The sequence below is a fragment of the Pusillimonas sp. MFBS29 genome (genome assembly GCF_020687695.1).
In the GTDB taxonomy this organism is placed as follows: Bacteria; Pseudomonadota; Gammaproteobacteria; order Burkholderiales; family Burkholderiaceae_B; genus Pusillimonas_C.
Genome location: NZ_JAJEWL010000006.1, coordinates 178,862 through 202,311, shown reverse-complemented (window position 1 = coordinate 202,311; position 23,450 = coordinate 178,862). Strand labels below are relative to the sequence as shown.

Here is a 23,450-nt window from a genome sequence, read left to right as displayed (position 1 = left end):
TCAAACCCCCAGTTTCTGACGTTGACGGCGCAAATGCCAGGGCATGTCTTTGTAGACATCCTCGAACATGGTTGCGACGCTGGAGGTTTGCCCTGTGGCCAGGGTGCCGTGGCTTTCCGCCTGCTTCTGGGCGGCAATCACTTCGGCCTCGAATTCTTTCTGGGTACGGGCATGCTCTTGCTCGGACCATTCCCCAAGGTTTATTAAATGTTGCTTAAGACGGTTAATGGGGTCGCCCAGCGGGAATCGGGCCCAGTCGTCGGCGGGCCGATATTTGGAAGGGTCATCCGATGTGGAGTGCGGACCCGCACGATACGATACCCATTCAATCAGGGTAGGACCCAGGTTGCTGCGGGCCCGCTCAACCGCCCATTTCGACACCGCGTGCACGGCCAGAAAATCGTTGCCATCGACACGCAGCGAGGCAATGCCGCTGCCTACACCGCGCGCGGCAAAAGTATTGCTTTCGCCCCCCGCCAGCGCCTGGAAGCTGGAAATGGCCCACTGATTGTTGATGACATTAAGCACGACCGGGGCCTGATACACATGGGCGAAGGTAAGCGCAGTCTGGAAGTCGGCCGCCGCCGTGGCGCCGTCGCCTATCCAGGCCGAAGCGATTTTGCTGTCGCCCTTGATGGCCGACGCCATGGCCCACCCCACTGCCTGGACAAACTGGGTGGCCAGATTACCCGAAATACTGAAGAATCCATGCTCGCGCATGGAATACATGACAGGCAGCTGCCGGCCTTTGAGGCGATCAAGGTCGTTGGAAAACAGCTGGCACATCAGCTCGACCAGAGGCACGTCTTGAGCAATCAGCAGGTTCTGCTGCCGATATGACGGAAAACACATATCGCCTTTGGACAAAGCCAGGATCTGCGCCACACCGATAGCCTCTTCGCCCAGGCTTTGCATATAGAAAGACATTTTCTTCTGGCGCTGTGCGATCACCATGCGCGCGTCGAATATGCGGGTCTTGATCATGGCCTGCAGGCCCTTGCGCAGCAGTTCCGGCGCAATGGGCTCGGCCCATGGCCCGACCGCATTGCCGTCATCGTCGAGCACGCGTATGAGTGTGCCGGCCAGATCGGTGGTGTCGATGGCTGAAGTATTTATGGGGGGTTTTCGGGCAGCCCCGGCAGGCGCCAGGCGCAAATAGGAAAAATCTGTGGCATGCCCCGGTCGCCCCGAAGGCTCGGGCACGTGCAGCCGAAGTGGTGTGTTTTGTCTCATGGCCTTGGAAAATATCTTGTGGAATTTTCGTAAAATATTCTGCTTTTCCGCCTTGTGGGCGGATTAAAACATCTTCGCCGATTCGGGCCATTTTCGCAAGCGCCGGGCCAACAGCCGGCACCGGTTCCACAGCGGCGGACCGGCTCAGGGCTCGTCGCTGTGCAACCCATGCTCGACCGCATAAACCGCCACCTGCACCCGGCTGGAAAGATTCAATTTCTTGAGTATGTTCTGCACGTGAATCTTGACCGTGCTTTCGGCAACGTCAAGGTTGCGGGCAATGATCTTGTTGCTTTCACCCCGTGCCAGGCACTGCATGATCTCACGTTCACGTGCAGTCAGCCGTGCGTGTTCAGGCTCGGCCGATGTGTCTGTGGACGCATGCGAGCGAAACTGCTCGACCAGCTTGGTCGTCATGTTGTCGGAAATGGTGGGTTTTCCGGCCGCAGCCCGACGTATTGCCGTCGTCAAGGCGTCGGCATCAATGTTCTTGAGCAAATAGCCGCTCGCGCCATCGCGCAGCGCCCGGCCCAGTTCCTCGGCCTCTTCGGAAACGGTCAGTATCAGCACCGCACTGCCGGGCGAATCCTGCACCAGCAGCTGCAGGGTATCCAGCCCCGACAGGCCAGGCATGTTCAGGTCCAGCAAGATAACATCGGGCGTCAGGGCCTTGGCCCGCTTGACGCCTTCGAGGCCGTCGGAGGCCTCGCCCACAATATCAAAGTCTGACTGGCGTTGCAGCAACAGGCGTACGCCGGAACGGAACAGACTGTGATCATCGATAAGCAGTATGCGGATAGTCATGGCGGTTCATGTACATGGCGGTTCATGTAATCAGGAAAATATTCATCTGGTCAGGCTGCCTGCCTTGCCTCGGCGCGTAACAAAAGTCTGATGGAAGCACCCTGGCCTGGACTGGAGTGCAGCTCAAGTACGGCCTTCATGCGCTTGGCCCGCTCTTGCATGATGCGCCGCCCAAAGTGTTCGTCGGCTCGTTGGTCTACTTCCTCGGGGTCATAGCCAACCCCGTTATCAGAAACCGATAGTTCGAAGTCGTGCCGATTCTGAATCTTGATTTCCACCTTGGTCGCGTGGGCGTGCTTGCGCACGTTCGACAAGGCTTCCTGCAGTATGAAGATAACCTGCAGCTGCTGCTCGGGAGGCAGCGGCGGGCCGGCCAGATCGTCGGCGTTCAGTACTACCTCTATGCCGCTCTGACGCCTGAAGCGTACAACCGTGGCCTCGACGGCGGTAAGCAAATCACCCTGTTCAAGCCGGCTGCGAAAATTACCCAGCAACTCGCGTACATCCTGGTAGCTTTCATCGACCCCGGCACGCAGCAAAGGCACGATGTCGTTGATCTCGACCAGGTCGCCGCGGCCGGCGGCCTGATCAAGCAACTGCAGCTGCAGGTTAAGAAAATTCAGGCCTTGCGCGATGCTGTCGTGCAGACCCTGTGCCATGAGGTTACGTTCGTGCACCATGGCGAGCTTGCGGGCCACGGCGCTCAAGCGGCGGTTCTCCAGGGCAACACCCAAGTGCTGGCCCAGCGTTTCGAGCAGATGCCGCTCTGCATTGCTCAGTGCAAGGGTGTCCCGGAAATGCAATGAAAATGAGCCCAGCACTTCTTTTTGCGCCTGTATGCGAAAGACCGCCAGGCTGCGGAAGCCTTCTTTGGCGCATTGAAAGTTTGTGGGAACCTGGGCTTTCTGTATGTCATCGACAAACAGTATTCCGTTGCGGGTGGCTGTTCCACAGAAGCATCCGCCGACCTTCATGCAATGCTCGGATCGATCGTGCGCGTCGGACAGGCCGCGCGAAACCACCATGGTAAGGTGCTCCCCCTTGGGATCAAGGGTACGTATGGTGCCGCCGCCGGCTCCGAACTGCTGGATGACCCGATCCAGGAATCCCCCGCACATATCTTCGATTTCGTTGGGCTGGTTCAGAAAGGCGGTGATATCGTATAGGGCTCCGAGCTCCTGGTTCTGTTCGGCAAGCTGCGCCGTTTTCTCGAGCACCCGTGCTTCAAGATCGCCATACAGGTCTTCAAGCTCATCGGCCATACGATTGAAGCCACTGGCCAGAACACCGAACTCGTCCTGAGTTTCAACGGGCAGCCTCACGCCGAACTGGCGCGCCGCCATACTGCGCAGGCCATCGCCCAGCCTGAGAATGGGAAAGATGATCCACAAGTACAGCAGATAGATCATGGTCAGCGTGCCGATACCTGCAATCACGCTCAGTATGCCTTGCGTCAGGCGCAGCAGCGACAGCTTGCTGGAGCTATCGGCCTCTAACATGCTGACCAGCTTATCGGCCTGCATGACAAAGTCGGGCAAGATCTGCAAATAGGTGGAACTGCTGACCTGGTTCAAAGACTGCAGCGCTGCGGGCACCATGTCTTGCTCCCACATATGCGCTACCTTGTCCATTTGCGCAAGCACGGCAGGATCTTCCGGAAGAAACAACGGCCGGGCCGGGTTCCCGCGTACCAACTGCGTCAGAATGCCCTCTTGAATCGTGATTTGTTCGTGCAGGTGCCCGCCATGGCTGCCGACCGGCGCCTCACGCGCTTTGGCAAGTTCCACCGCCACCAGGTTGGCACGCATGCGCAGACTGCCCGCATCGTTGATGGCTGCGCCGGCGCCTTCCATTTGCCATGACAGCCATAGTGTCCAGGCAATCATGGACAACACGACGACCAGCGCAACCGCCGAACTGGCGATGATGCGTGTAGAGAGCCGGTCGCGTAGCGCAGGCTGATTGGAAAGCACTGTCGTGTCGTTCATTTCATTGGCATTACATCATCAGCGACTGCATCGGCGACCTGATATGTTCGAAAGTATTGACCAAACGCAACAAACTGCACGCAAAATGGTCTATTGCACCAGCAGGCTGTCGGCACCTAGCAGATCCATGCCCTCGATATGAGCCCGGCCCACCAGCAGCTTTAGATACTGCTTCCAGGCGGTGTCGCGGCTGGTCGCCGCCAGGGCAAGCGCAATGCCGGACGCAACGGTATCGTAAGGCTGCAGCCTGCCCTCGACACGCCGGTTCACCCTGACGATATGAAGGCCGTAACGGGTTTCCAGCAAGCGCGGCAACAACTGATTTTCCTGCATGGCAAATACCACGCGCTCGAACTCTGGCACGGTATCGCCACGCGTCAGCTGGCCCAGACTGCCGCCGACCGCGCCAGACGGACAGTTGGACAGCGCCCGCGCCTTTTCGGCAAACAGGGCAGGCTCGGCAATCAGCTGATTCAGGGTGTCTTGCGCCAGGCTGCGCAAGGCATTCAGGTCGACCCTGGGGGTGACCTGGAACAGAATATGATCCACTTCCAGCAACCGCCCTACCGTGTACCGGTCGGGATGCTGTTCGTAGTAACGCCGGCAGGTCGCCTCGTCGGCGACCGGCGCACTGGTTTCCTGTTCAAGCAACGCTTCTATCGTTGCCTCGTCGTCGGCACCGCTTATGCCCAGCCTGGCGGCTTCGTCGAGCAGCACCCGGCTCAGCACCAGGGCGGTCATTGCGCTTTGCACGGGATGCTCCGCTGCGGAATGCAGTGGCAATTCCTGCTCCATCTGGGCATCGGTCAGTTCAATACCATTTACTTTTACAGTCATACCGGACTCCAGTTTGGCAACCGCCTTAGCGTGGACGAACGAGTTGCCAGGCGCGCCCCAGGTAGCCCACCGAGGCAAATCCGCTCCATACGTGAACAAGGCGGGTGAACGGAAAGATCACGAACAGCGTCATGCCCATGAACAAATGTGCCTTGAACAGTACCGGTGCTTCGGCGACATAAGCAGCGGCATCGCCACGGAAAGTGAAAATATGCTGGGCCCAATGCATGAGCTGAACCATCATGTCGCCATCAAGGTGGCCGGCCGACACGATTATTGTGGACAGGCCCAGCAGCAGCGTAAGCAGTATCCAGACCAGCAGGATCTTGTCGCCCGTACGGGTAACGGCAGCAATACGCGGATCGGTCAGGCGACGGTGCAGCAGAATAAGCAGGCCAATCAGACACATCGTGCCCATAACGCCGCCCGCAACCATGGCAACGATCTGCTTGACGCTGTGCGACACGCCCAGCGTGTCCCAGACAATGACCGGCGTCAGCAGGCCCACCAGATGGCCAAAGAACAGGCCGATTATGCCAATATGGAACAGCACGCTGCCCTGGCGCAGCCTGCCCTGGTACAGCAGTTGCGAGCTATCGCTTTTCCAGGTGTATTGCTCGCGTTCAAACCGCAGCAGGCTGCCCAACAGGAATATGATCAGGGCTATATATGGATAAATACCGAAAATGAATTGATTGAACATATTCATGGTGCATTCCTTAATAGTCAGCCTGCTGCTGCGCGAGGATAGAATCTGAGGGTGTGTTCACCGGTAACCGATGGGCGCAGCAAGGGTTCGACGCCGTCGGCGCCCACGCCAAAGGTTTCCATGGCTTCGTCCATATCACGCACTGGCGGCTCAGTCTGCGGCCGGGGTTCGACTTGGGTCAGACTGCGCAACACCGTGAATACCTCGGCGTAGGGGCTGTCATTGCGGCCCAGCCTGTCGCCTATGGCGGCCAGCACATGAATGGCTTCGCCCAGCAGCAGTTCGGCCACTTCGGGCTCAAGCAGGCTCAGGTACTCCAGAAACAACGGCACATGATCAGGCAGCTCGGCGGTTGCGGGCTCGAATCCGTGGCTGCGATATTCCTGCAGCAGATCGACCATGGCCTGTCCGCGATCGCGGCTTTCGCCGTGCACATGCTCGAACAAGTGCAAGGAATGAGCCGGGCTGCGATCGAAGGTAGCCACATAGTTTTCCTGTACGGCGATCAGGTCGCCTGCCTCCAGGAATTGCATCAGGGGTTTGAGCTGGCGGGCGGCGTCGGGCCAGCCCTTCAGTGCCTCTTCGATTTCGGGCAAGGCATCAAGCATGTCCTGCTCCGGATAATCTAATAGTGCGGAAAGTATCCGATAAAGAAGCATGATGAACTCCTACCTGGCGACCACAGTCGGCTTTTTGCGCGACTTGGGCATTTCCGTAAAGATCTTGCTGCCTTGCGGCTTGCGGCCGAAAAGACCGGGTTCGGAAACGCCGCCGGAGCAGCCATTGCCGAAAGTGAAACCGCAGCTGCCTTTCTCGTTAAAGCTGTCTTCGACCATTTCCTTGTGGCTGGTCGGAATGACGAACCGGTCTTCGTAGTTGGCAATGGCCATGATCTGGTACATATCCTCGACTGTTGCGGCATCGAGCCCAACGGCATCAAGTACCGAGGTATCGCTTACGCCATGCACGGTTTCGGAACGTTTGTAGGCACGCATGGCCAGCATCCGCTTGAGCGCATGCACCACGGGTTCCTCTTTGCCGGCAGTCAGCAGGTTGGCCAGATAGCGCACCGGTATGCGCAGGCTGTCCACATCGGGGATCACGCCATTGACGCCGAAGGTGGTGTGCGGCATGCGGCCGGCTTCAGCCGCCGACTGTATGGGCGACAGCGGCGGGATATACCACACCATGGGCAGCGTACGGTATTCCGGGTGCAGCGGAAACGCCACCTTCCATTCGCACGCCATCTTGTACACAGGTGAACTGCGTGCGGCCTTAAGCCAGCTTTCGGGTATGCCCTGCTTGCGGGCCTCGGCGATGACTTCAGGCGAGTGCGGATCAAGAAAGACGCCCAGCTGCTCTTCGTAAAGGTCTTGCTCATCGGGTGTCGATGCCGCGCGCTCAATCTGATCGGTGTCGTACAGCAACACGCCCAGGTAGCGGATGCGCCCTACACAGGTTTCAGAGCAGACCGTGGGCTCCCCGGCCTCGATGCGCGGATAACAGAAGGTGCATTTTTCAGCCTTGCCGCTTTCCCAGTTGTAATACACCTTTTTATAAGGACAGCCCGAAATGCACATGCGCCAGCCCCGGCACTTGTCCTGGTCGACCAGGACGATGCCGTCGTCTTCGCGCTTGTAAATAGAGCCCGAAGGACAGCTGGCCACGCAGGTCGGATTCAGACAGTGCTCGCACAAGCGCGGCAGGTACATCATGAAGGTATTCTCGAACGTGGAATACATTTCCTTTTGCACGCCCTCGAACAAGGCATCCTTGCTGCGCTCGGCAAACTCGCCGCCCAGATCATCCTCCCAGTTGGGACCCCAGGTAATTTTTTCCATCTTCTGGCCCGTAAGTACAGAGATGGGGCGCGCCGTGGGAGGCGTCTGGCTGAGCGGCGCGTTCTGCAGATGTTCGTAGTCGTAAGTGAAGGGTTCGTAGTAATCGTCGACCTGGGGCAGATTCGGGTTGGCGAACAGGTTGGCCAATATCCGCAGCTTGCCGCCCTGGCGCGGCTGCAGCTTGCCTTGAGCGTTGCGGATCCAGCCGCCCTTCCATTTTTTCTGGTTTTCCCACTCCTTGGGATAGCCGACACCGGGTTTGGTTTCTACATTGTTGAACCATGCATATTCAACGCCGTCGCGGCTGGTCCAGACATTCTTGCACGTGACCGAGCACGTATGACAGCCTATGCATTTGTCCAGATTCAGCACCATGCCGATTTGTGCACGGATCTTCATTTTTCTGCTCCTTCGTCCATTGCTTCCTGTTCGAGCGGACCTTCCATCCAGTCGATCTTTGTCATTTTCCGGAGCACCACGAACTCATCGCGATTGCTGCCCACTGTGCCGTAGTAATTAAAGCCGTAGGCCTGTTGGGCATACCCTCCTATCATGTGCGTGGGCTTGAGCACCGCACGCGTCACCGAGTTGTGTATGCCACCACGCTTGCCGCTGGTTTGCGCACCCGGCACATTCACGATTTTTTCCTGGGCGTGGTACATCAGGCACATGCCCACCGGCACGCGCTGACTGACCACCAGCCTGGCAGTCACGACACCATTGACGTTGAAGACTTCCACCCAGTCGTTATCGACCAGGCCAGCCTGTTTCGCCTCGATCTCGGAAACCCAGACGTGGGGTCCGCCGCGACTGAGCGTGAGCATGCGCAGATTGTCGGAATAGGTGCTGTGTATGCCCCACTTCTGGTGCGGCGTGATCCAGTTCAGCACCAGTTCGTGCTCGCCATTGGAATAGCGGTTCAGCATGGGCTGCACTGTTTTGGTGTCGACTGCGGGCTTGTATACGCAAAAGCCTTCGCCGAAATCCAGCATCCAGCGATGATCCTGGTAGAACTGCTGGCGACCGGTCAGCGTGCGCCAGGGAATCAGCTCATGCACATTGGTGTATCCCGCGTTATAGCTGACCTCTTCGCTTTCAACACCCGACCAGGTGGGCGAGGAAATAATCTTGCGCGGCTGCGCCTGTATGTCACGAAAGCGGATCTTGTCGTGCTCGCGGCCCAGTGCCAGGTGATCGTGATCAATACCGGTAATTTTGGACAAGGCCCGCCAGGCCTTGAGCGACACATGACCATTGGTTTCGGGAGCAAAGGTCAGGATCATTTCGGCCGCGTCTATGGCTGTATCCAGCCTGGGCCGGCCCAGGCTGACGCCCGGCTCGGACACCAGCTTGTTGATGCCGCCCAGTTCCTTGACCTCGTGCCCGGTGTTCCAGCCTATACCCTTGCCGCCGTTGCCCAGCTTGTCGAGCAAGGGACCCACCGACGTGAACTTGCGATAGATGTCCCGATAGTTGCGCTCGACAACCGTCATGGTGGGCGCGGTCTTGCCGGGGATAAGGTCGCATTCGCCATGCTTCCAGTCTTGCGGCTCAAATGGCTGGCCCAGCTCTCCGGGCGTGTCGTGCATAAGCGGCGCCAGCACGATATCGTTGCGCGTGCCCAGATGCTCGCCGCCGATCTCGCTGAATTTCTGCGCCAGCAGCTTGTAGATTTCCCAGTCGCTCTTGCTTTCCCACAAAGGCTGCACCGCCTCGCTGAGCGGGTGAATGAAGGGATGCATGTCGGAGGTGTTCAAGTCGTCTTTTTCGTACCAGGTTGCCGTAGGCAAAACAATGTCGCCATAAAGACAGGTGGTACTCATGCGAAAGTCGAGCACGGTGAGCAGGTCGAGCTTGCCCTGTGCGCCCTCTTCACGGAAACGAACCTCGGAAGGCTTGATGGCATGGCTTGCATCGCTGAATACGGCATTCTGCGTGCCAAGCAGGTACTTGAGCAGGTACTCGTGCCCCTTGCCGCTGGAACCCAGCAAGTTCGAACGCCATACAAACATATTGCGCGGAAAGTTGGCCGGATTGTCGGGATCGTCGCAGCTCATGTTGAGCTTGCCGCTTTTCAGGGCCTGGACGGTGTAGGCTACAGGGTCTTCGCCCTGTGCCTGCGCCTGAGCGACAACGTCGAGCGGATTGGTTTCCAGCTGGGGTGCGGAAGGCAGCCAGCCCATGCGCTCGGATTTGGCGTTCAGGTCTATCATGCTGAGCTTGTCATAGTCAGCCGCATTGGCCGTGGATGACAGGACCTCATCCACCCCCAGTTTTTCATGCCGCCACTGATTGCTGTGGGCGTAGAAGAAAGATGTGCCATTCATCTGGCGCGGCGGACGGGACCAGTCAAGCGCAAATGCCAGCGGTGCCCAGCCGGTTTGCGGGCGCAGCTTCTCCTGCCCCACATAGTGGGCCCAGCCGCCTCCGCTTTGCCCCACGCAACCGCACATGACCAGCATATTGATGATGCCGCGATACGCCATATCCATGTGATACCAGTGGTTAAGACCGGCACCGACAATGACCATGGATTTGCCGTGGGTGTCGTGGGCATTCTGGGCGAACTCGCGGGCCACCTGCACCACGCGTTCGCGCGGGACGGTGGTGTATTTTTCCTGCCATGCAGGGGTATAAGGGATGTCGTCATCGAAATCGGCGGCCACGTTCGGGCCGCCCAGGCCGGCATCGACTCCGTAGCTTGCCATTTGCAGATCGTATACCGTGGCCACCAGCGCGGTGGTGCCATCGGCCAGCAGCAGCTCTTTGACCGGCACACGCCGTATCAGGACGTCATCGTGATCACCCGCGAAATACGGGAAGGCCACATCGGCAACGGAATCGTAGCCGTCGATCAGGCTGAGCCTGGGCACGATTTCCTGACCGCTGGCGGCATCCTTCAGTTCGAGGTTCCAGCGCCCTGCCTTGCCGCCCGACCCGGCGCTTGCTTCGCCCCAGCGCAAGCCTATGGTGCCGTTGGGAACCACCAGTTCACCGGTAAGTTCGTCTATCAGCAGGGTCTTCCATTCAGGATTGTTGTCCTGGCCCAGCGCATTGTTCAGGTGCGAAGCCCGCAGGAAATGGTCGGGTACGAGCTTGCCTTCGTGCTGCCTGAGCATGACCAGCATGGGCATGTCGGTGTACTGGCGAGCGTAGTCGCGGAAGTAATCGGACTGCCCGGAAAGGTGGAATTCCTTCAGGATTACGTGACCCATGGCCATGGCTAGCGCTGCATCGGTACCCTGCTTGGGCGCCAGCCATATATCGCCGAACTTCACCATTTCACCAAAGTCGCTGGACACCGCAACCGTTTTGGTGCCCTTGTAGCGGACTTCGGTATAGAAGTGCGCATCGGGCGTGCGCGTCTGGGGTACGTTAGAGCCCCACACCATCAGATAGGTCGAGTTGTACCAGTCGGCCGATTCGGCAACGTCGGTCTGCTCGCCCCACACCTGGGGGCTGGCGGGCGGCAGATCGCAATACCAGTCATAGAAGCTCAGGCATACCCCGCCTATCAGGCTAAGGTAACGCGAACCGGCGGCGTAGCTGACCATGCTCATGGCCGGTATGGGAGAGAAGCCCACGATGCGGTCCGGGCCGAATTTGTCTATGGTGTAGGCATTGGCGGCGGCGACGATCTCCATGGCAGTATCCCAGTCGGCACGCACAAAGCCGCCCAGGCCACGCACGGACTTGTAGTGCCTGGCCTTATCGGGGTTTTGGCTGATCGATGCCCACGCGCTGACCGGGTCCATGGTTTTGCGCGCCTCGCGCCACATGGCCATGAGGCGACCGCGTATCATGGGATATTTCACGCGCTGTGCCGAATACACATACCAGCTGTACGAGGCGCCACGCGGGCAACCACGGGGTTCGTGGTTGGGAAGGTCTGGTCGGGTGCGCGGATAGTCGGTTTGCTGCGTTTCCCAGGTAATCAGGCCGTTCTTGACATAGATTTTCCAGGAACAGGAACCCGTGCAGTTCACACCGTGGGTGGAACGCACGATTTTGTCGTGCTGCCAGCGGCTGCGATAGGTGTTTTCCCATTTGCGGTCTTCATTGACGACTTCGCCATGCCCTCCCGAAAAGGTGGACTGGACACGTGACATGAATTTCAGTCGGTCGAGGAAGTGGCTCATTCATTTCTCCGTACTGCCGAGGAGATCGGCGCTGTAGCTTTTATGTATGTGGTTACTGTATTTATTTATCGAGATACGATCTATTCGTCGGTATGGGAATATGGCCAGTGCAAAGTGACGAGCAGCCATAGTCCATATGAACTAGTCACCTCGGGCCTTCAGCATGGCATGGCAGCGTTCTTGCGTGAGTAGAACCACCAGGTAATGCCTACGCAGCTGATATAAAACGCAATGAAGCAGAACAAGGCTGCAGACACCCCGCCGGTAAGATCTATCGATGTGCCAAAGCTTCTCGGGATGAAGAAGCCGCCATAGGCACCTATGGCTCCGGAGAATCCCAGCACGGCCGCCGACTCCTTGCCGGCGTCGATAACGGCCTGCCGGGCTGCTTCTTCGCCCCGGCCCTGAGCGGCGCGCTGGCGCTCGGTCAGGAAGATGACCGGTATCATGCGGAAAGCGGAGCCGTTGCCTATGCCGGTCAGGGCGAACAGCACGACGAAGAGCGCCAGGAATCCGGAGAAATTACCTGCCTGCCCATCGGCCGGAATAAAGAACAGCAGACCCACGACGGCAGCAATCATGCCCAGAAAGGTGTAATAGGTAACGCGCGCACCGCCCAGTTTGTCGGATACCCAGCCGCCCAGCGGACGCGTCAGTGAGCCGACCAGCGGGCCCAGGAAGGCGTAGGCCATGGGATCGACTGCGGGGAACAGGGTCTTGGTCAGCATGGCAAAGCCTGCCGCAAACCCGATGAATGAACCGAAGGTTCCCACATACAGCCAGCACATCAGCCAATTGTGCTTGCGTCGGAAAATCACCGCCTGATCGGCAAACGAGGCCCTGGCCTCGGCAATATCATTCATGCCGAACCAGGCTGCGATCGACGCCGCCAATATGACAGGCACCCAGATAAAGCCGGCATTCTGCAGCCAGAGGCTATGTTCGACACCATCGGCCGTGTAGGTCTGTGGCGCACCACCCAGTGCGCCGAACACGCCCACCGAAATGACCAGCGGCACGACAAACTGGGCAATCGACACACCCAGATTACCCACGCCGGCATTCAGGCCAGTGGCCAGCCCCTTCTTGGACTTGGGAAAAAAGAAACTGATGTTGGCCATGCTGGAGCTGAAGTTCCCGCCGCCCAGGCCGCACAGCAGCGCAAGCGCCAGCAGCATGGGATAAGACGTGGACGGGTCGCGCAGCGCAAAACCCATACCCAGCGCGGGTATCAGCAAGGTCGCGGTGGAAATAGCCGTCCAGCGCCGTCCACCAAAGATGGGCACCAGAAAGGAATAGAAGATGCGCAGTGTCGCGCCCGACAGCGCTGGCAACGCCGTCAGCCAGAACAGCTGATTCTTGGAAAACTGGAAGCCGGCGCGGTCCAGATTCACCACTACCACGCTCCAAAGCATCCAGATACTGAAGGCCAGCATCAGCGCAGGGATCGAGATCCACAGATTACGGTGCGCCACCCGTGAACCGGTAGATTTCCAGAACACCACATTCTCGGGGTCCCAACGAGTAAGGACTTGACTGCTCATGATTGCACTCACTGAAGAAAGAATAGGCCGGACACCAGGCGGCGCCCGGGAGAATCAGGCCGTGTTGCCCAGTGCACCGGCTTCGCTGCCCTGGCCCAGTGAAGGCCGGAAGCTGTAATGCATCCATACCAGCGACACGCAAACCGTGCCGTACATCAACATGAAGCTGCTGGAACGAATGCCAGTGATATCAAGCAGCGCGCCAAACATAATCGGCAATACAAAGCCGCCCAGGCCGCCCGCCAGGCCGACAATGCCCGAGACGGCGCCGATGTTGTCGGTGAATTCATCAGAGATGAACTTGAACACCGACGCCTTGCCTATGGCCATGGCAATACCCACCACAAACATCAGCACGGTGAAGGATGTAGGGCCCAGGGCAATATGGAAAGTCTGTGGCCCCGTGGCCGTCTGTATCGTGAATTCAGTCTGGGGATAGCTGAGCAAAAAGAACGCTACCCAGCACACCCACATGACCCACCAGGTGGTCTTGTATGCCCCGTAGCGGTCGGAAATCCAGCCACCCAGGGCGCGCAGCACACCACCGGGCAACGAGAAGCAGGCGGCCAGGAAGGCGGCGACCTGAATATCGAAGCCGTACTCGCCGATGTAGTACTTGGTCATCCACAGGGCCAGCGCGACATAGCCGCCGAACACCACCGAGTAATACTGGCAATAGCGCCAAACCCGCCTGTCTTTGAGCACCTTCATCTGCTCTTTAAGGCCGACGCTCTTGCCAATGTTGTGAGAGGGATAGGTGGCCGAGAACACCCAGAACAGCAAGGCCGTTGCCAGCAGTGCTGCCGCATAGACCTTGGGAACGATGGTCCAGGCGCCGCCAGCGGCGATGATGAGCGCCGGCGCCACAAACTTGGTAATGGCCGAACCCGAGTTCCCCGCCCCGAACACCCCCATGGCAAAGCCCTGCTTGTTGCGGGGAAACCAGCGCGCCACATAAGGCGTACCGACCGAGAACGACCCGCCGACCAGACCGACGAACAAGGCCAGCACCAGGAACTGCCAATATTCAGTGGCATAAGCCATCAGCCATATCGGCACCACGGCCACCAGCATGGTCAGGAAAAATACGATGCGCCCGCCATAGCGGTCGGTCCAGATACCCAAAGGTACTCGCACCAGCGAACCAGTCAGTACCGGCATGGCCGCCAGCAGACCAAACTGGGTTTCGGACAGATTCAGCTGGGTTTTGATGGGAATACCCAGCACGGCAAACATCATCCACACTGCAAAGCAGACGGTGAAGGCGAAGGTGCTGGAAATCAGAACGGTATTTGCTTTGCCGGAACTGGACGCGCTGCTCATGGTTTTGCGCTGCCTTTTCTAATCAACGATGAAGATGACTAAAGCATAGGTGGCAGCGACCTGCGGGACTATTCCTCTGTGGAACAGTGCCGCCGCAGCAATGGGACTAGTCATTTGTCATGAGTGCTAGCCGATATGGCTATGCACGGCACACGGATCAAATTTCCCGCCCCACCGCCCTTACGCTGTGAGATTTAAAGGAATTTCTTGTGACCGGACGCCTGAGCCTGCTGGCCTTCGTGGCGGCAAGCGGCGCTGTGCATGGCCTGCCGCAGATGCCTGGCCGCGCCTGGTTGCTGGGCCTGTGTTTCTCGGCAACGGTATTTACGGCGTTTGCGGGAAGGTATTTGCCCGTGCGGCGCCGCTGGCAACTGCTGGCACCGCTCTGGATGGCAATAGCAGGCTTGCTGCTGACCATCGTGCGCGTTGAACACCGTCTGGCCGATGCCCTGCACTTCGATAATGAAAACAAGGTTTCGCGGGTCGTGCTGCGGGTGGCCGGCCTGCCCAGGCTGGGGCCCGACAGCCGCCAGTTCGAAGCCGAAGTGATTTCCTCCATACCCGACGGGGTGCCGTCACGCATACAGGTGTCGTGGTCCGCCGGAAAATGGGCTGGCCCCTATGGACGTGCCGATCGCACACCAGCCGATTTTCCCGAGCTGATTCCGGGTCAGGTATGGCGCATGGCCTTAACGCTAAAGCCGCCGCACGGCACACGAAACCCGCAGCTCTTTGACTATGAATCCCATGCCTTTGCCCAAGGCATCCGGGCCCTGGGCAATGTGCGTGGCACACCCAAATATCAGCATGACGAGCCATGGGCAAGCTTGCCCGTCGTCGCGCAAAGGGCCAGATACCGGGTGCGCGCCGCCATGCAGCCCTATCTGCAGGACAAGCGCTATGGCGCGGTGCTGCTTGCGCTTGCCATAGGCGACCAGGCCAGCGTGCCGGCTTCCGACTGGATAGTCTTTAACCGCACTGGCATTACGCATCTGGTGTCGATCAGCGGCTCGCACATCACCATGATTGCCGCCCTGGGCGGCTTGGCGACCTTATTCCTGTGGCGGCGCATGCGCTGGCGTGGTGCGGCCCTGGCCGAACGCCTGCCCGCTCAGGTGGCTGCGGCCATGGCTGCCTTGCTGATCGCCTGGCTGTACTGCCTGCTTGCGGGCTGGGGGGTGCCCGCCCAACGCACCTTCTTCATGCTGGCCGTGATCGCTGCAACATATCTCTTACGGATATACATGACGCCGTTCAGGCTACTGGCTGTCGTGGCCTTTGTGCTGGTAGTGCTGGATCCCTGGGCATTGCGTGCCAGTGGCTTCTGGCTGTCGTTCGGCGCGGTCTGCATACTGATGGCCAGCAGCAGCTGGTACGGCAGCGCAGTCGGCCGGTCGCGCCCTGGCAAGCGCGAACGCTTGCGCGGGATGCTGTCGACAGCATCCCGCTTGCAACTTGCTATTACCGCAGGGCTGATGCCTTTGCTGGCCATTATTTTCCACGAGGTTTCGCTGACATCTCCGCTGGTCAACGCCTATGCCATTCCTGTCATCAGCCTGCTGGTCACCCCGCTGGCCCTGCTGCTGGCAGGAGCAGCCGCAGTACCGGGGCTGGAGGCCGTCGCATCTGCCTTCGCCTGGCTGGGTCACGCCGCACTGCATGCCATCATGATTCCCACGGTCTGGTTATCTGAACTGAAGGTGGCCAGCTTCAATGTGGCGGCTACGCCCTGGTGGCTGACGCTAGTAGCCATACTGGGCCTGATGCTGGCAACCTTGCCCTACGGCTTTCCAGGCCGGCGGATGGCCTGGCTGCTGATGCTGCCTGCATTGCTGTGGCGACCCGGCGGCCCGCCCGAGGGCGGCTGGAATCTGCACGCCCTTGACGTCGGGCAAGGCAGTGCCATCGTGGTGCAAACCCGCCATCATGCCGTGTTGTTCGACACGGGCTTGCGCAGCAGCACCAGCTCTGATGCGGGCATGCGTGTGATCTGGCCCTTTCTGCGCTCGCAAGGCATCAGTCGCCTGGGAGCGCTGATCGTTTCACACGCCGATATCGATCATGCCGGCGGTGTGCGCAGCGTACTTGAAGCGCTGCCTGTCGCCCAATCCTACAGCTCCTTCGACCTGCTGAACTATCTGGAGCGTGAGGCGGGCTTGCTGGGCATGCCCGGACAGCTGCCGCCCCTGCCACCTGCCATGTCTGCATGCGAATACGGCATGAACTGGCATATTGATGGTGTAACGTTTGAATTTCTGTGGCCCACGGCCAATAGCGCGAGGTCCAGGCCGAAACCACAGAAGCAGGCGCGCAATGCCCAGGCGTGTGTACTGCGCATAAGGGGCCGCCACCACAGCGCCTTGCTGACCGGCGATATAGGCAGCCGGCAGGAATCAGCCCTGGTCGACAGGGGTCTGGGTCAAATCGATGTCGTCATGGCGGCGCATCACGGGTCCAAAACCTCATCCAGCCCGGCTTTTATTGCGCAGACCTTGCCGGCACATGTGGTGGCGCAGGCCGGCGCGTGGAATCGCTATGGCCATCCTGCCCAGGATATACAAGCGCGCTGGGAAGCCGGCGGTGCCCGGTTCTGGCGTACCGACCAACACGGCGCGGTCAGCGTGTATTCACGCCATGCAGGCTTGCAGGTGCGCAGCGAAAGAATGGCGGCACGCCGTTATTGGCAGCGCCGGATTCCCGCCGATTAATAATCGTGCCGGACCAAACCGGGGCCCCGAAAAAGTCAGCCCAGCAGCCCCAGCAGTCGCCGCAGCTCGGTCTGCTCGGCGGTCGTCAGCCTGGCGCTGATCCTGGCATCGTGCGCCTGTATGGCCTGGGCAATGCCCGTCAGTGCCTTTTTCCCCACGCTGGTCAGGGCCAGCACATGGGCACGCTTGTCCACCTCTGAGTCAGTGCGGCTCACGAAGCCCAGCTTCTCCAGCGAATTAACCACTTCAACCGCACCTGACCGGGCAATGCCCATGGCTGCCGCCAGCTCGGTCAACTTCATTCCCGCGTTGTTGTCGATGATGATCATGGCCGAAAAACGTGGCGGTGTAATGGACCACGACTCCATCGTGTCCAGGAAGTCCTGGTAAATGCGAATTTGCGCACGCCGCAAGGCATAGCCCATCAGATCTTCCAACAAGCCGTACTCCACTCCCGGAACCTGGGCGCCGGTGGACTCGCCCCGCTGTGCGGGCCGTCTGTGCTGGGGACGTGAACTGGGTTTTCTGGACAAGTCGGTTCCTGATCGGGTTGCAAGGTGTGCAGCTTAAACGCATAGGATCAACTTCGGGTTTCTGCGCCTTAATCTGCATCAATAATAGGGGTAAATCCTGATAGGTGTTAACCCCTGTCACATTGTTATGATACATAACAATAAAGGAGAGTGGATTTGAAAGTCATCATCGTCGGCGCAGGCATAGGCGGCTTGTCACTGGGATTGATGCTGCAGCAACGTGGCATCGAGTGCGATATCTTTGAAAGCGTGCGCAGCTTGCAGCCGCTTGGCGTTGGTATCAACCTGCTGCCCCACGCCGTCAATGAATTGAATCAGCTTGGCGTGCTCGATACGCTTGCTGCAAAAGCCATCACCACGTCTGCCCTGCACTACTACAACCGTCATGGCCAGCCTATCTGGAAAGAGCCACGGGGCCTGGCAGCGGGCTATCCCGTACCGCAACTTTCCATACATCGTGGCGAACTTCAGCTGTCGTTGGCCGACATCGCCATACAGCGCCTGGGCAGTGACCGTATCCATACCGGCATGGCCTTTGAGTCGCTCAAACAGGATGCGGACGGCGTGACCGCCGGCTTCCGCGATCGCAACACCGGCAATATGGTTGAAGTTCGCGGCGATCTGCTCATCGGTGCAGACGGTATCCATTCGGCTGTTCGCCGGCATTTTTATCCACAAGGCGATGCCCTGCGTTTTTCGGGACGCATGCTATGGCGTGCAGTAACCGACAGCGAACCCTATCTGGATGGCAAGACCATGTTCATGGCCGGCCACCAGGACCAGAAATTCGTCTGCTACCCCATTTCCGAACCCATGCGCCAGCAGGGACGCTCACGCATCAACTGGATTGCCGAGCTGCGCGTACCCGATCCCGACCTGCCCAGCACCGACTGGAATCGTGTGGTAGACGCTTCCGTGTTCGCCGACCGGTTTGCCACCTGGAAATGGGACTGGATAGATATTCCCTCGGTGATCAGCGGTGCCGAAGCCATCTACGAGTTCCCGCTGGTCGACAAAGACCCGCTGCCGCGCTGGACACATGAGCGCGTTACCTTGCTGGGCGATGCTGCTCACCCCATGTATCCCATAGGATCCAATGGCTCGGCGCAGGCCATACTCGATGCGCGCTATCTGGCAGACAGACTGCAGACCTTGCGCTCGCCGGGCAAAGCCAGCATTGAGCTGGCCCTTAAGGAATACGAGGCCGAACGCCTGCCCATCACAGCCGGCATCGTCTTGCGCAATCGTCTGAACGGTCCTGAGCAAGTGATGCAACTGGCGCATGAACGGGCGCCGGAAGGCTACTCTCATATACACGACGTGGTTTCCGAGGCCGAGCTCAACGAGATCTCTGCACGCTACAAACGCCTGGCCGGTTTCGATCCGGCCGCGCTGAAAGCCCGGCAATGATGCCGCCCCAGTCTTGTCAGCAAGGAATAATCAAATGACTACTCCCGCCTTACCCCCCGAGCTTGAGCATGTGGCCACCATTGTTGTTGACGTGGCTGCCCCGCAGGAAGTGGGCCATACGCCGGGCGGAAGACGCCGCGTCATTCCCATTACCGGTGGCGTCGTGACCGGCAAGCTGTCCGGGCGCATTCTGCCCGGCGGCGCCGATTTCCAGATCATACGTTCCCACACGTTTACCGATATTCACGCCCGTTACGTCATAGAAACCGATCAGGGCGAGACGGTTTATGTAGAAAACACGGGTATACGCACAGGTTCGGCCGAAGATATCGCGGCCCTGGCCCACGGCAAACCCGTGGATCCGGCGCGCATTTACTTTCGCAGCTATCCCCGCTTTGAAACAGCGGCCCCACGCCTGGATTGGCTCAACACCCATCTGTTTCTGGGCACCGGCGCACGCTATCCCGACCGGGTGGAACTGAATTTTTATCTTGTTCGCTAATAAAACAAACACAGGAGACTCACCATGAAACCATTACACTTGGGCAAGCTGCTGGCAGCGGCCGGCCTCGCATTGTTTTCCGCGTCGACCCTGGCTGCCTACCCCGAGCAGCCCATCCGCCTGACCGTAGGGTTTCCCGCCGGCACCGGCCCAGACATCGTGGCACGCACTGTAGGCGATCAATTGGCCAAGGAAATCGGCCAATCAGTCGTCGTCGAGAACAAGGCCGGTGCAGGCGGGCAGATCGCCGCCTACTCTGCGGCCAACAGCCCTGCCAACGGCTACAACATCCTGTTGGGCGAAGTCGGCTCCATCAGTATCGCCCCCGAAACCACGTCCACGCTGTCGTACAAGCCTTTGGAACAATTCGATCCCATCACCGAAGCCGTACGTGCCAACTTCGTGCTGGTCACCCCCGCTGACTCTCCGTACAAAACCTTGAAGGAATTTGTCGAAGCGGCCAAGAACAGCAAAGAGCACTTCAACATTGCGACCTTCGGCGCCGGCACACCCGGCCATTTCGGCGCGGAAATGCTGGCTGAAGCCGGTGGTTTCAAGATCGAACCCGTTCATTACCGCTCTACCGGCGATGCAGTGTCGGCCATCATCAGCGGTCAGGTACAAGGTGCTTTTGTCACCACCGCCATGGCAGCGCCCCAGCTGGCAGGCGGAAAAATGGGCGCGCTGGCCATAACCGGTGCCGAGCGCACCAAAATGCTGGGCGACATAGCCACGTTCAAAGAGCAAGGCATGCCCGACGTTGATTTCGGCGCATGGTTCGCCTTCTTCGCGCCCAAGGGCACGCCCGATGCAGCCCTTGATACACTGAACCAGAAAATTGTTGCCGCACTGCAGGCTGACAGCGTGCGCAAGACGCTGGAGGGCAGTGGATTCGTGATTGTGGCCTCTGATCGCAAGGCGACGGGCGATCTGCTGGTCTCCGAGCAAAAACGCTGGGCCAACGTGGTCAAGAAAACCGGCTTCAAGATCAACTAACCTGCGTCAGCCATTCATGGCGGCGAGTCCCAGGCGCGGCAACACCCTCCTGGCATTCGCCGCCGTAACCTTGATCAGATCTGCACGCGCCAGACCTCTTATTCCGGCCATCTCGGTGGCAACACCAGCCACCTCGCCCGGCTCGTTCCTGGCCGTGGCCTGACCGGGCCCGCCCAGCCAGGCAGGCGGAATATCCGGCGCATCGGTTTCCAGCACCAGAGCCTCAAGGGGCAATTGTTCCGCCAGCCGCCTGATCTGCAGCGCCCGCGTAAATGTCATGGCGCCCCCAAACCCCAGTGCGAACCCGTGATCCAGGAACTGACCGGCCTGCTGGAAGCTGCCATTGAAGGCATGTGCGATCCCGCCGATAGCCCCGCGCCTGCGCAAATGCTTGAGCAAGATATCTTGCGAGCGTCGAACATGCAGCAGCACGGGCAAACCATAGCGCTGCGCCAGATCCAGCTGGGCCGCATAGAAGACCTCTTGCTTGTCCCGCACGGCGGGCTCCTTGAGCTGGGGCAGGAAAAAATCCAGACCGATCTCTCCTATGGCGACCAGGCGTGGATCATCCATCGCCTGAACAATCGTCGACTCCAGGACTTCCAGATCGGATGCCTGCGCCTGCGGTATGCATATCGGATGTATGCCCAATGCGTACGCCCCGCCCCTGAAGGAATGGGCCAGGTCACGCACGGTACCAAAATTGGAGCGCGAGACAGCAGGGATGACTATAGCCTTAACTCCTTGTTCCTGCGCCCTTTGGATGACAGCCGGTCGGTCTTCGGAAAACTCTGCAGCATCGAGATGGCAATGCGTATCTATCAGCATAGAACCCCTTTATCTGCCACCCGGAGCAACACTGGCGCAGTGGCTGTTCAGGCCTCGGTGATGGGCGGCGTTTCCGTATCAACCAAACGGCCTTTATCCATATTCAACTGCCGGTGCGCCAATGCGGCAAGCGCCGGATCATGCGTCACGATCACAAACGCGGTTCCAAACTCGCGATTGACGCGGACCAGCAAATCGAACATGCTTTCCGCTGTGTATCGGTCAAGGTTGCCGGTAGGCTCATCGGCCAGCACACAAGTCGGGCGCGTCACCAAAGCCCGTGCCAGCGCCACGCGCTGACGCTCACCCCCTGACAATTGCCCGGGATAGTGATCGATCCGTTCGGCCAGACCCACCTGCTCAAGCACGACTCGTGCCTGCTCACGGGCCTTGGTTCGGCTCTCGCGACGCACGATCAGGGGCATCGCCACATTATCGAGTGCGTTGAATTCAGGCAGCAGATGATGGAACTGGTAAACAAACCCGAGGCTGCGATTGCGCAACTTGCTGCGCTGGGCTTCGTTCAGGCCGGAAGCAGGTTCGCCGTTAATGAACACGGTGCCCGACGTTGCTTCGTCCAGCAAACCCAGTGTGTGCAGCAAGGTGCTTTTGCCGGACCCTGACGCGCCGACGATGGCGATCATTTCGCCCGGATCGACATGCAGGCTGACATCGCGCAGCACCTGTACCTGCCGCCCGCCCTCTTGATAGGTCTTGACCAGATTGCGTGCGCTGAGCGCGTGAATTACCTTGGTATCAGTCATGACGCAGCACCTGTGCCGGTTGCAGGCTGGACGCACGCCAGCTGGGGTACAGCGTGGCCAGCAGGGACAGCACCAAAGAGGTTGCTGCCACAATCGCTATATCTGTTATTTGCGGGTTGGACGGCAGTTCGCTGATGAAATATATCTGCTGAGGAAGGAACTGAATTCCCAGCAAGCGTTCAATGAACGGCACAATGACATCGATGTTATAGGCAAGCAAGGCACCAAAGCCGACTCCCAGCAGGGTTCCCACCACACCGATGAGCGATCCCTGAACCAGGAAGATACGCGCGATTTCTCCGGGGCCGGCGCCCAGGGTACGCAATATCGCAATATCGGATCGCTTGTCCTTGACCGCCATCACCAGTGACGACAGCAAGTTGAACGCGGCGACTGCAACAATCAGAGCAAGGATCAGAAACATCATGCGCTTTTCAGTCTGCACGGCTGCAAACCAGGTACGGTTGTTCTGCGTCCAGTCTTGTGCATGCACAAATGACGGCAGGACATCGCGCAGCTGCTGGGCGACCAGCGGAGCCTGGTGCATGTCGGCAATCCGCAAGCGTACGCCGCTGGCACCACTGTCGCGAAACACCTTGGCGGCATCTTCATACTGAATGAAGGCCAGCGAGGCATCGTACTCGTAGTGGCCGGAAGAAAACAGACCGGTCACAGTGAACTGCCGCATGCGCGGTGTGAATCCTGCCGGAGAAATAGAGCCCTGGGGCGCCATGATCAGCACGGTATCGCCCACGGCTACACCCAGGGTACTGGCCAGCTGGTTACCGAGCACCACAGAAAAACTGCCCGACGTGAGGGTATCGAGCTTGCCCGACACCATCTGCCCTGCCAGATCGGACACTTCGCCCTCGAGCCCCGGATCTATGCCGCGTACCTGTACGCCGCTTAGTGCCGAACCACGTACTATCATGCCCTGGGCCGCCACAAAAGGCGCCGCCCCCTGAACCTCAGGGTTCTGTCTGGCCGTGGCGGCAATCTCACGCCAGTCGGACAAGCCCTGGTCGGGCGCCATGCGGGGCACATAGAGTTCTATGTGGGGCAGCACAGACAGCATGCGATCCCTGACCTGCGTCTGAAAGCCATTCATGACGGACAAGACCACGATCAATGCCGCCACACCCAGCGCAATACCTGCCATGGAACTGGCGGCAATAAACGACACGAAGCGGTCGCCGCGCCCTCCACGTCGTCCAGCACGCGCCAGCCCGGCATAACGGGCCCCTATCCATAATTCATAAGACATCTTTAATGTCACCGTTTCCCATAAACA

Annotated in this window: 18 protein-coding genes; 4 read left to right on the top strand and 14 right to left on the bottom strand. The window is 59.2% G+C overall.

The window, feature by feature from the left end; translation table 11 throughout:
- From LKR43_RS10770 to LKR43_RS10725, 10 genes are all read right to left on the bottom strand, one after another.
- Nucleotides 1-1,233 (bottom strand): 3-methyl-2-oxobutanoate dehydrogenase (2-methylpropanoyl-transferring) subunit alpha, encoded by a 1,233-nt coding sequence (locus tag LKR43_RS10770; RefSeq protein ID WP_227684059.1) that lies wholly within the window; start codon nt 1,231-1,233, stop codon nt 1-3.
- A 144-nt stretch (nt 1,234-1,377) separates the two neighbouring features.
- Nucleotides 1,378-2,037: a response regulator transcription factor gene (locus LKR43_RS10765; protein WP_227684058.1), complete on the bottom strand. Its 660-nt coding sequence runs from the start codon at nt 2,035-2,037 to the stop codon at nt 1,378-1,380.
- A 50-nt stretch (nt 2,038-2,087) separates the two neighbouring features.
- Complete coding sequence (locus LKR43_RS10760) at nt 2,088-4,025, bottom strand: type IV pili methyl-accepting chemotaxis transducer N-terminal domain-containing protein (RefSeq protein WP_227684057.1); 1,938 nt, start codon at nt 4,023-4,025, stop codon at nt 2,088-2,090.
- Between the two features lie 90 nt (nt 4,026-4,115).
- Entirely contained in the window at nt 4,116-4,862 is a 747-nt protein-coding gene (locus tag LKR43_RS10755) for a peptidylprolyl isomerase (RefSeq protein WP_227684056.1), read from the bottom strand.
- A 25-nt stretch (nt 4,863-4,887) separates the two neighbouring features.
- Nucleotides 4,888-5,571 carry a respiratory nitrate reductase subunit gamma gene (gene narI / locus LKR43_RS10750; RefSeq protein ID WP_227684055.1) on the bottom strand — a complete coding sequence of 228 codons (684 nt, stop codon included), beginning with the start codon at nt 5,569-5,571 and terminating at the stop codon, nt 4,888-4,890.
- 17 nt (nt 5,572-5,588) lie between these two features.
- Nucleotides 5,589-6,230, bottom strand: a complete 642-nt coding sequence (gene narJ, locus LKR43_RS10745) for a nitrate reductase molybdenum cofactor assembly chaperone (protein ID WP_227684054.1) — start codon at nt 6,228-6,230, stop codon at nt 5,589-5,591.
- A 9-nt stretch (nt 6,231-6,239) separates the two neighbouring features.
- Entirely contained in the window at nt 6,240-7,811 is a 1,572-nt protein-coding gene (narH, locus tag LKR43_RS10740; protein ID WP_227684053.1) for a nitrate reductase subunit beta, read from the bottom strand.
- A complete protein-coding gene (locus LKR43_RS10735) occupies nt 7,808-11,551 on the bottom strand; it encodes a nitrate reductase subunit alpha (RefSeq protein ID WP_227684052.1) in 3,744 nt (1,247 codons plus the stop codon). The genes narH and LKR43_RS10735 overlap by 4 nt, the downstream gene beginning before the upstream one ends.
- 158 nt (nt 11,552-11,709) lie before the next feature.
- Complete coding sequence (locus LKR43_RS10730; protein ID WP_227684051.1) at nt 11,710-13,095, bottom strand: NarK family nitrate/nitrite MFS transporter; 1,386 nt, start codon at nt 13,093-13,095, stop codon at nt 11,710-11,712.
- A 54-nt stretch (nt 13,096-13,149) separates the two neighbouring features.
- Complete coding sequence (locus tag LKR43_RS10725) at nt 13,150-14,418, bottom strand: nitrate/nitrite transporter (protein WP_227684050.1); 1,269 nt, start codon at nt 14,416-14,418, stop codon at nt 13,150-13,152.
- 209 nt (nt 14,419-14,627) lie between these two features.
- Between LKR43_RS10725 and LKR43_RS10720 the strand changes: the two genes are divergently transcribed.
- The gene (locus tag LKR43_RS10720; protein ID WP_227684049.1) at nt 14,628-17,126 is read left to right on the top strand and encodes a DNA internalization-related competence protein ComEC/Rec2; all 2,499 of its coding nucleotides are present in this window, start codon (nt 14,628-14,630) and stop codon (nt 17,124-17,126) included.
- A gap of 35 nt (nt 17,127-17,161) precedes the next feature.
- On the opposite strand, the gene LKR43_RS10715 is transcribed toward LKR43_RS10720, so the two are convergent.
- Complete coding sequence (locus tag LKR43_RS10715; protein ID WP_227684048.1) at nt 17,162-17,659, bottom strand: MarR family winged helix-turn-helix transcriptional regulator; 498 nt, start codon at nt 17,657-17,659, stop codon at nt 17,162-17,164.
- Between the two features lie 156 nt (nt 17,660-17,815).
- Here LKR43_RS10715 and LKR43_RS10710 point away from each other — a divergent pair, with 156 nt between their 5' ends.
- Genes LKR43_RS10710 through LKR43_RS10700 form a run of 3 tightly spaced genes read left to right on the top strand, consistent with a single transcriptional unit; the run spans nt 17,816 to nt 20,567 of the window.
- A complete protein-coding gene (locus LKR43_RS10710; protein ID WP_227684047.1) occupies nt 17,816-19,069 on the top strand; it encodes a flavin-dependent oxidoreductase in 1,254 nt (417 codons plus the stop codon).
- Between the two features lie 34 nt (nt 19,070-19,103).
- Nucleotides 19,104-19,571, top strand: coding sequence for a DUF3237 domain-containing protein (locus tag LKR43_RS10705; protein ID WP_227684046.1), 468 nt, complete (start codon nt 19,104-19,106; stop codon nt 19,569-19,571).
- Between the two features lie 24 nt (nt 19,572-19,595).
- Nucleotides 19,596-20,567, top strand: coding sequence for a tripartite tricarboxylate transporter substrate binding protein (locus tag LKR43_RS10700; RefSeq protein WP_227684045.1), 972 nt, complete (start codon nt 19,596-19,598; stop codon nt 20,565-20,567).
- A gap of 6 nt (nt 20,568-20,573) precedes the next feature.
- Here LKR43_RS10700 and LKR43_RS10695 read toward each other — a convergent pair whose 3' ends face one another.
- Genes LKR43_RS10695 through LKR43_RS10685 form a run of 3 tightly spaced genes read right to left on the bottom strand, consistent with a single transcriptional unit; the run spans nt 20,574 to nt 23,423 of the window.
- Nucleotides 20,574-21,395 carry a TatD family hydrolase gene (locus LKR43_RS10695; protein WP_227684044.1) on the bottom strand — a complete coding sequence of 274 codons (822 nt, stop codon included), beginning with the start codon at nt 21,393-21,395 and terminating at the stop codon, nt 20,574-20,576.
- A 47-nt stretch (nt 21,396-21,442) separates the two neighbouring features.
- Complete coding sequence (lolD, locus tag LKR43_RS10690; RefSeq protein ID WP_227684043.1) at nt 21,443-22,159, bottom strand: lipoprotein-releasing ABC transporter ATP-binding protein LolD; 717 nt, start codon at nt 22,157-22,159, stop codon at nt 21,443-21,445.
- Nucleotides 22,152-23,423, bottom strand: a complete 1,272-nt coding sequence (locus tag LKR43_RS10685; protein WP_227684042.1) for a lipoprotein-releasing ABC transporter permease subunit — start codon at nt 23,421-23,423, stop codon at nt 22,152-22,154. The genes lolD and LKR43_RS10685 overlap by 8 nt, the downstream gene beginning before the upstream one ends.
- Nucleotides 23,424-23,450: the final 27 nt, after the last annotated feature.

Excerpts from the sequence above, each read along its gene's own strand:
- LKR43_RS10770 (WP_227684059.1), bottom strand. The coding sequence starts at position 1,233 with ATGAGACAAAACACACCACTTCGGCTGCACGTGCCCGAGCCTTCGGGG.
- LKR43_RS10765 (WP_227684058.1), bottom strand. The coding sequence starts at position 2,037 with ATGACTATCCGCATACTGCTTATCGATGATCACAGTCTGTTCCGTTCC.
- LKR43_RS10760 (WP_227684057.1), bottom strand. The coding sequence starts at position 4,025 with ATGAACGACACGACAGTGCTTTCCAATCAGCCTGCGCTACGCGACCGG.
- LKR43_RS10755 (WP_227684056.1), bottom strand. The coding sequence starts at position 4,862 with ATGACTGTAAAAGTAAATGGTATTGAACTGACCGATGCCCAGATGGAG.
- narI (WP_227684055.1), bottom strand. The coding sequence starts at position 5,571 with ATGAATATGTTCAATCAATTCATTTTCGGTATTTATCCATATATAGCC.
- narJ (WP_227684054.1), bottom strand. The coding sequence starts at position 6,230 with ATGCTTCTTTATCGGATACTTTCCGCACTATTAGATTATCCGGAGCAG.
- narH (WP_227684053.1), bottom strand. The coding sequence starts at position 7,811 with ATGAAGATCCGTGCACAAATCGGCATGGTGCTGAATCTGGACAAATGC.
- LKR43_RS10735 (WP_227684052.1), bottom strand. The coding sequence starts at position 11,551 with ATGAGCCACTTCCTCGACCGACTGAAATTCATGTCACGTGTCCAGTCC.
- LKR43_RS10730 (WP_227684051.1), bottom strand. The coding sequence starts at position 13,095 with ATGAGCAGTCAAGTCCTTACTCGTTGGGACCCCGAGAATGTGGTGTTC.
- LKR43_RS10725 (WP_227684050.1), bottom strand. The coding sequence starts at position 14,418 with ATGAGCAGCGCGTCCAGTTCCGGCAAAGCAAATACCGTTCTGATTTCC.
- LKR43_RS10705 (WP_227684046.1), top strand. The coding sequence starts at position 19,104 with ATGACTACTCCCGCCTTACCCCCCGAGCTTGAGCATGTGGCCACCATT.
- LKR43_RS10700 (WP_227684045.1), top strand. The coding sequence starts at position 19,596 with ATGAAACCATTACACTTGGGCAAGCTGCTGGCAGCGGCCGGCCTCGCA.
- LKR43_RS10695 (WP_227684044.1), bottom strand. The coding sequence starts at position 21,395 with ATGCTGATAGATACGCATTGCCATCTCGATGCTGCAGAGTTTTCCGAA.
- lolD (WP_227684043.1), bottom strand. The coding sequence starts at position 22,159 with ATGACTGATACCAAGGTAATTCACGCGCTCAGCGCACGCAATCTGGTC.
- LKR43_RS10685 (WP_227684042.1), bottom strand. The coding sequence starts at position 23,423 with ATGTCTTATGAATTATGGATAGGGGCCCGTTATGCCGGGCTGGCGCGT.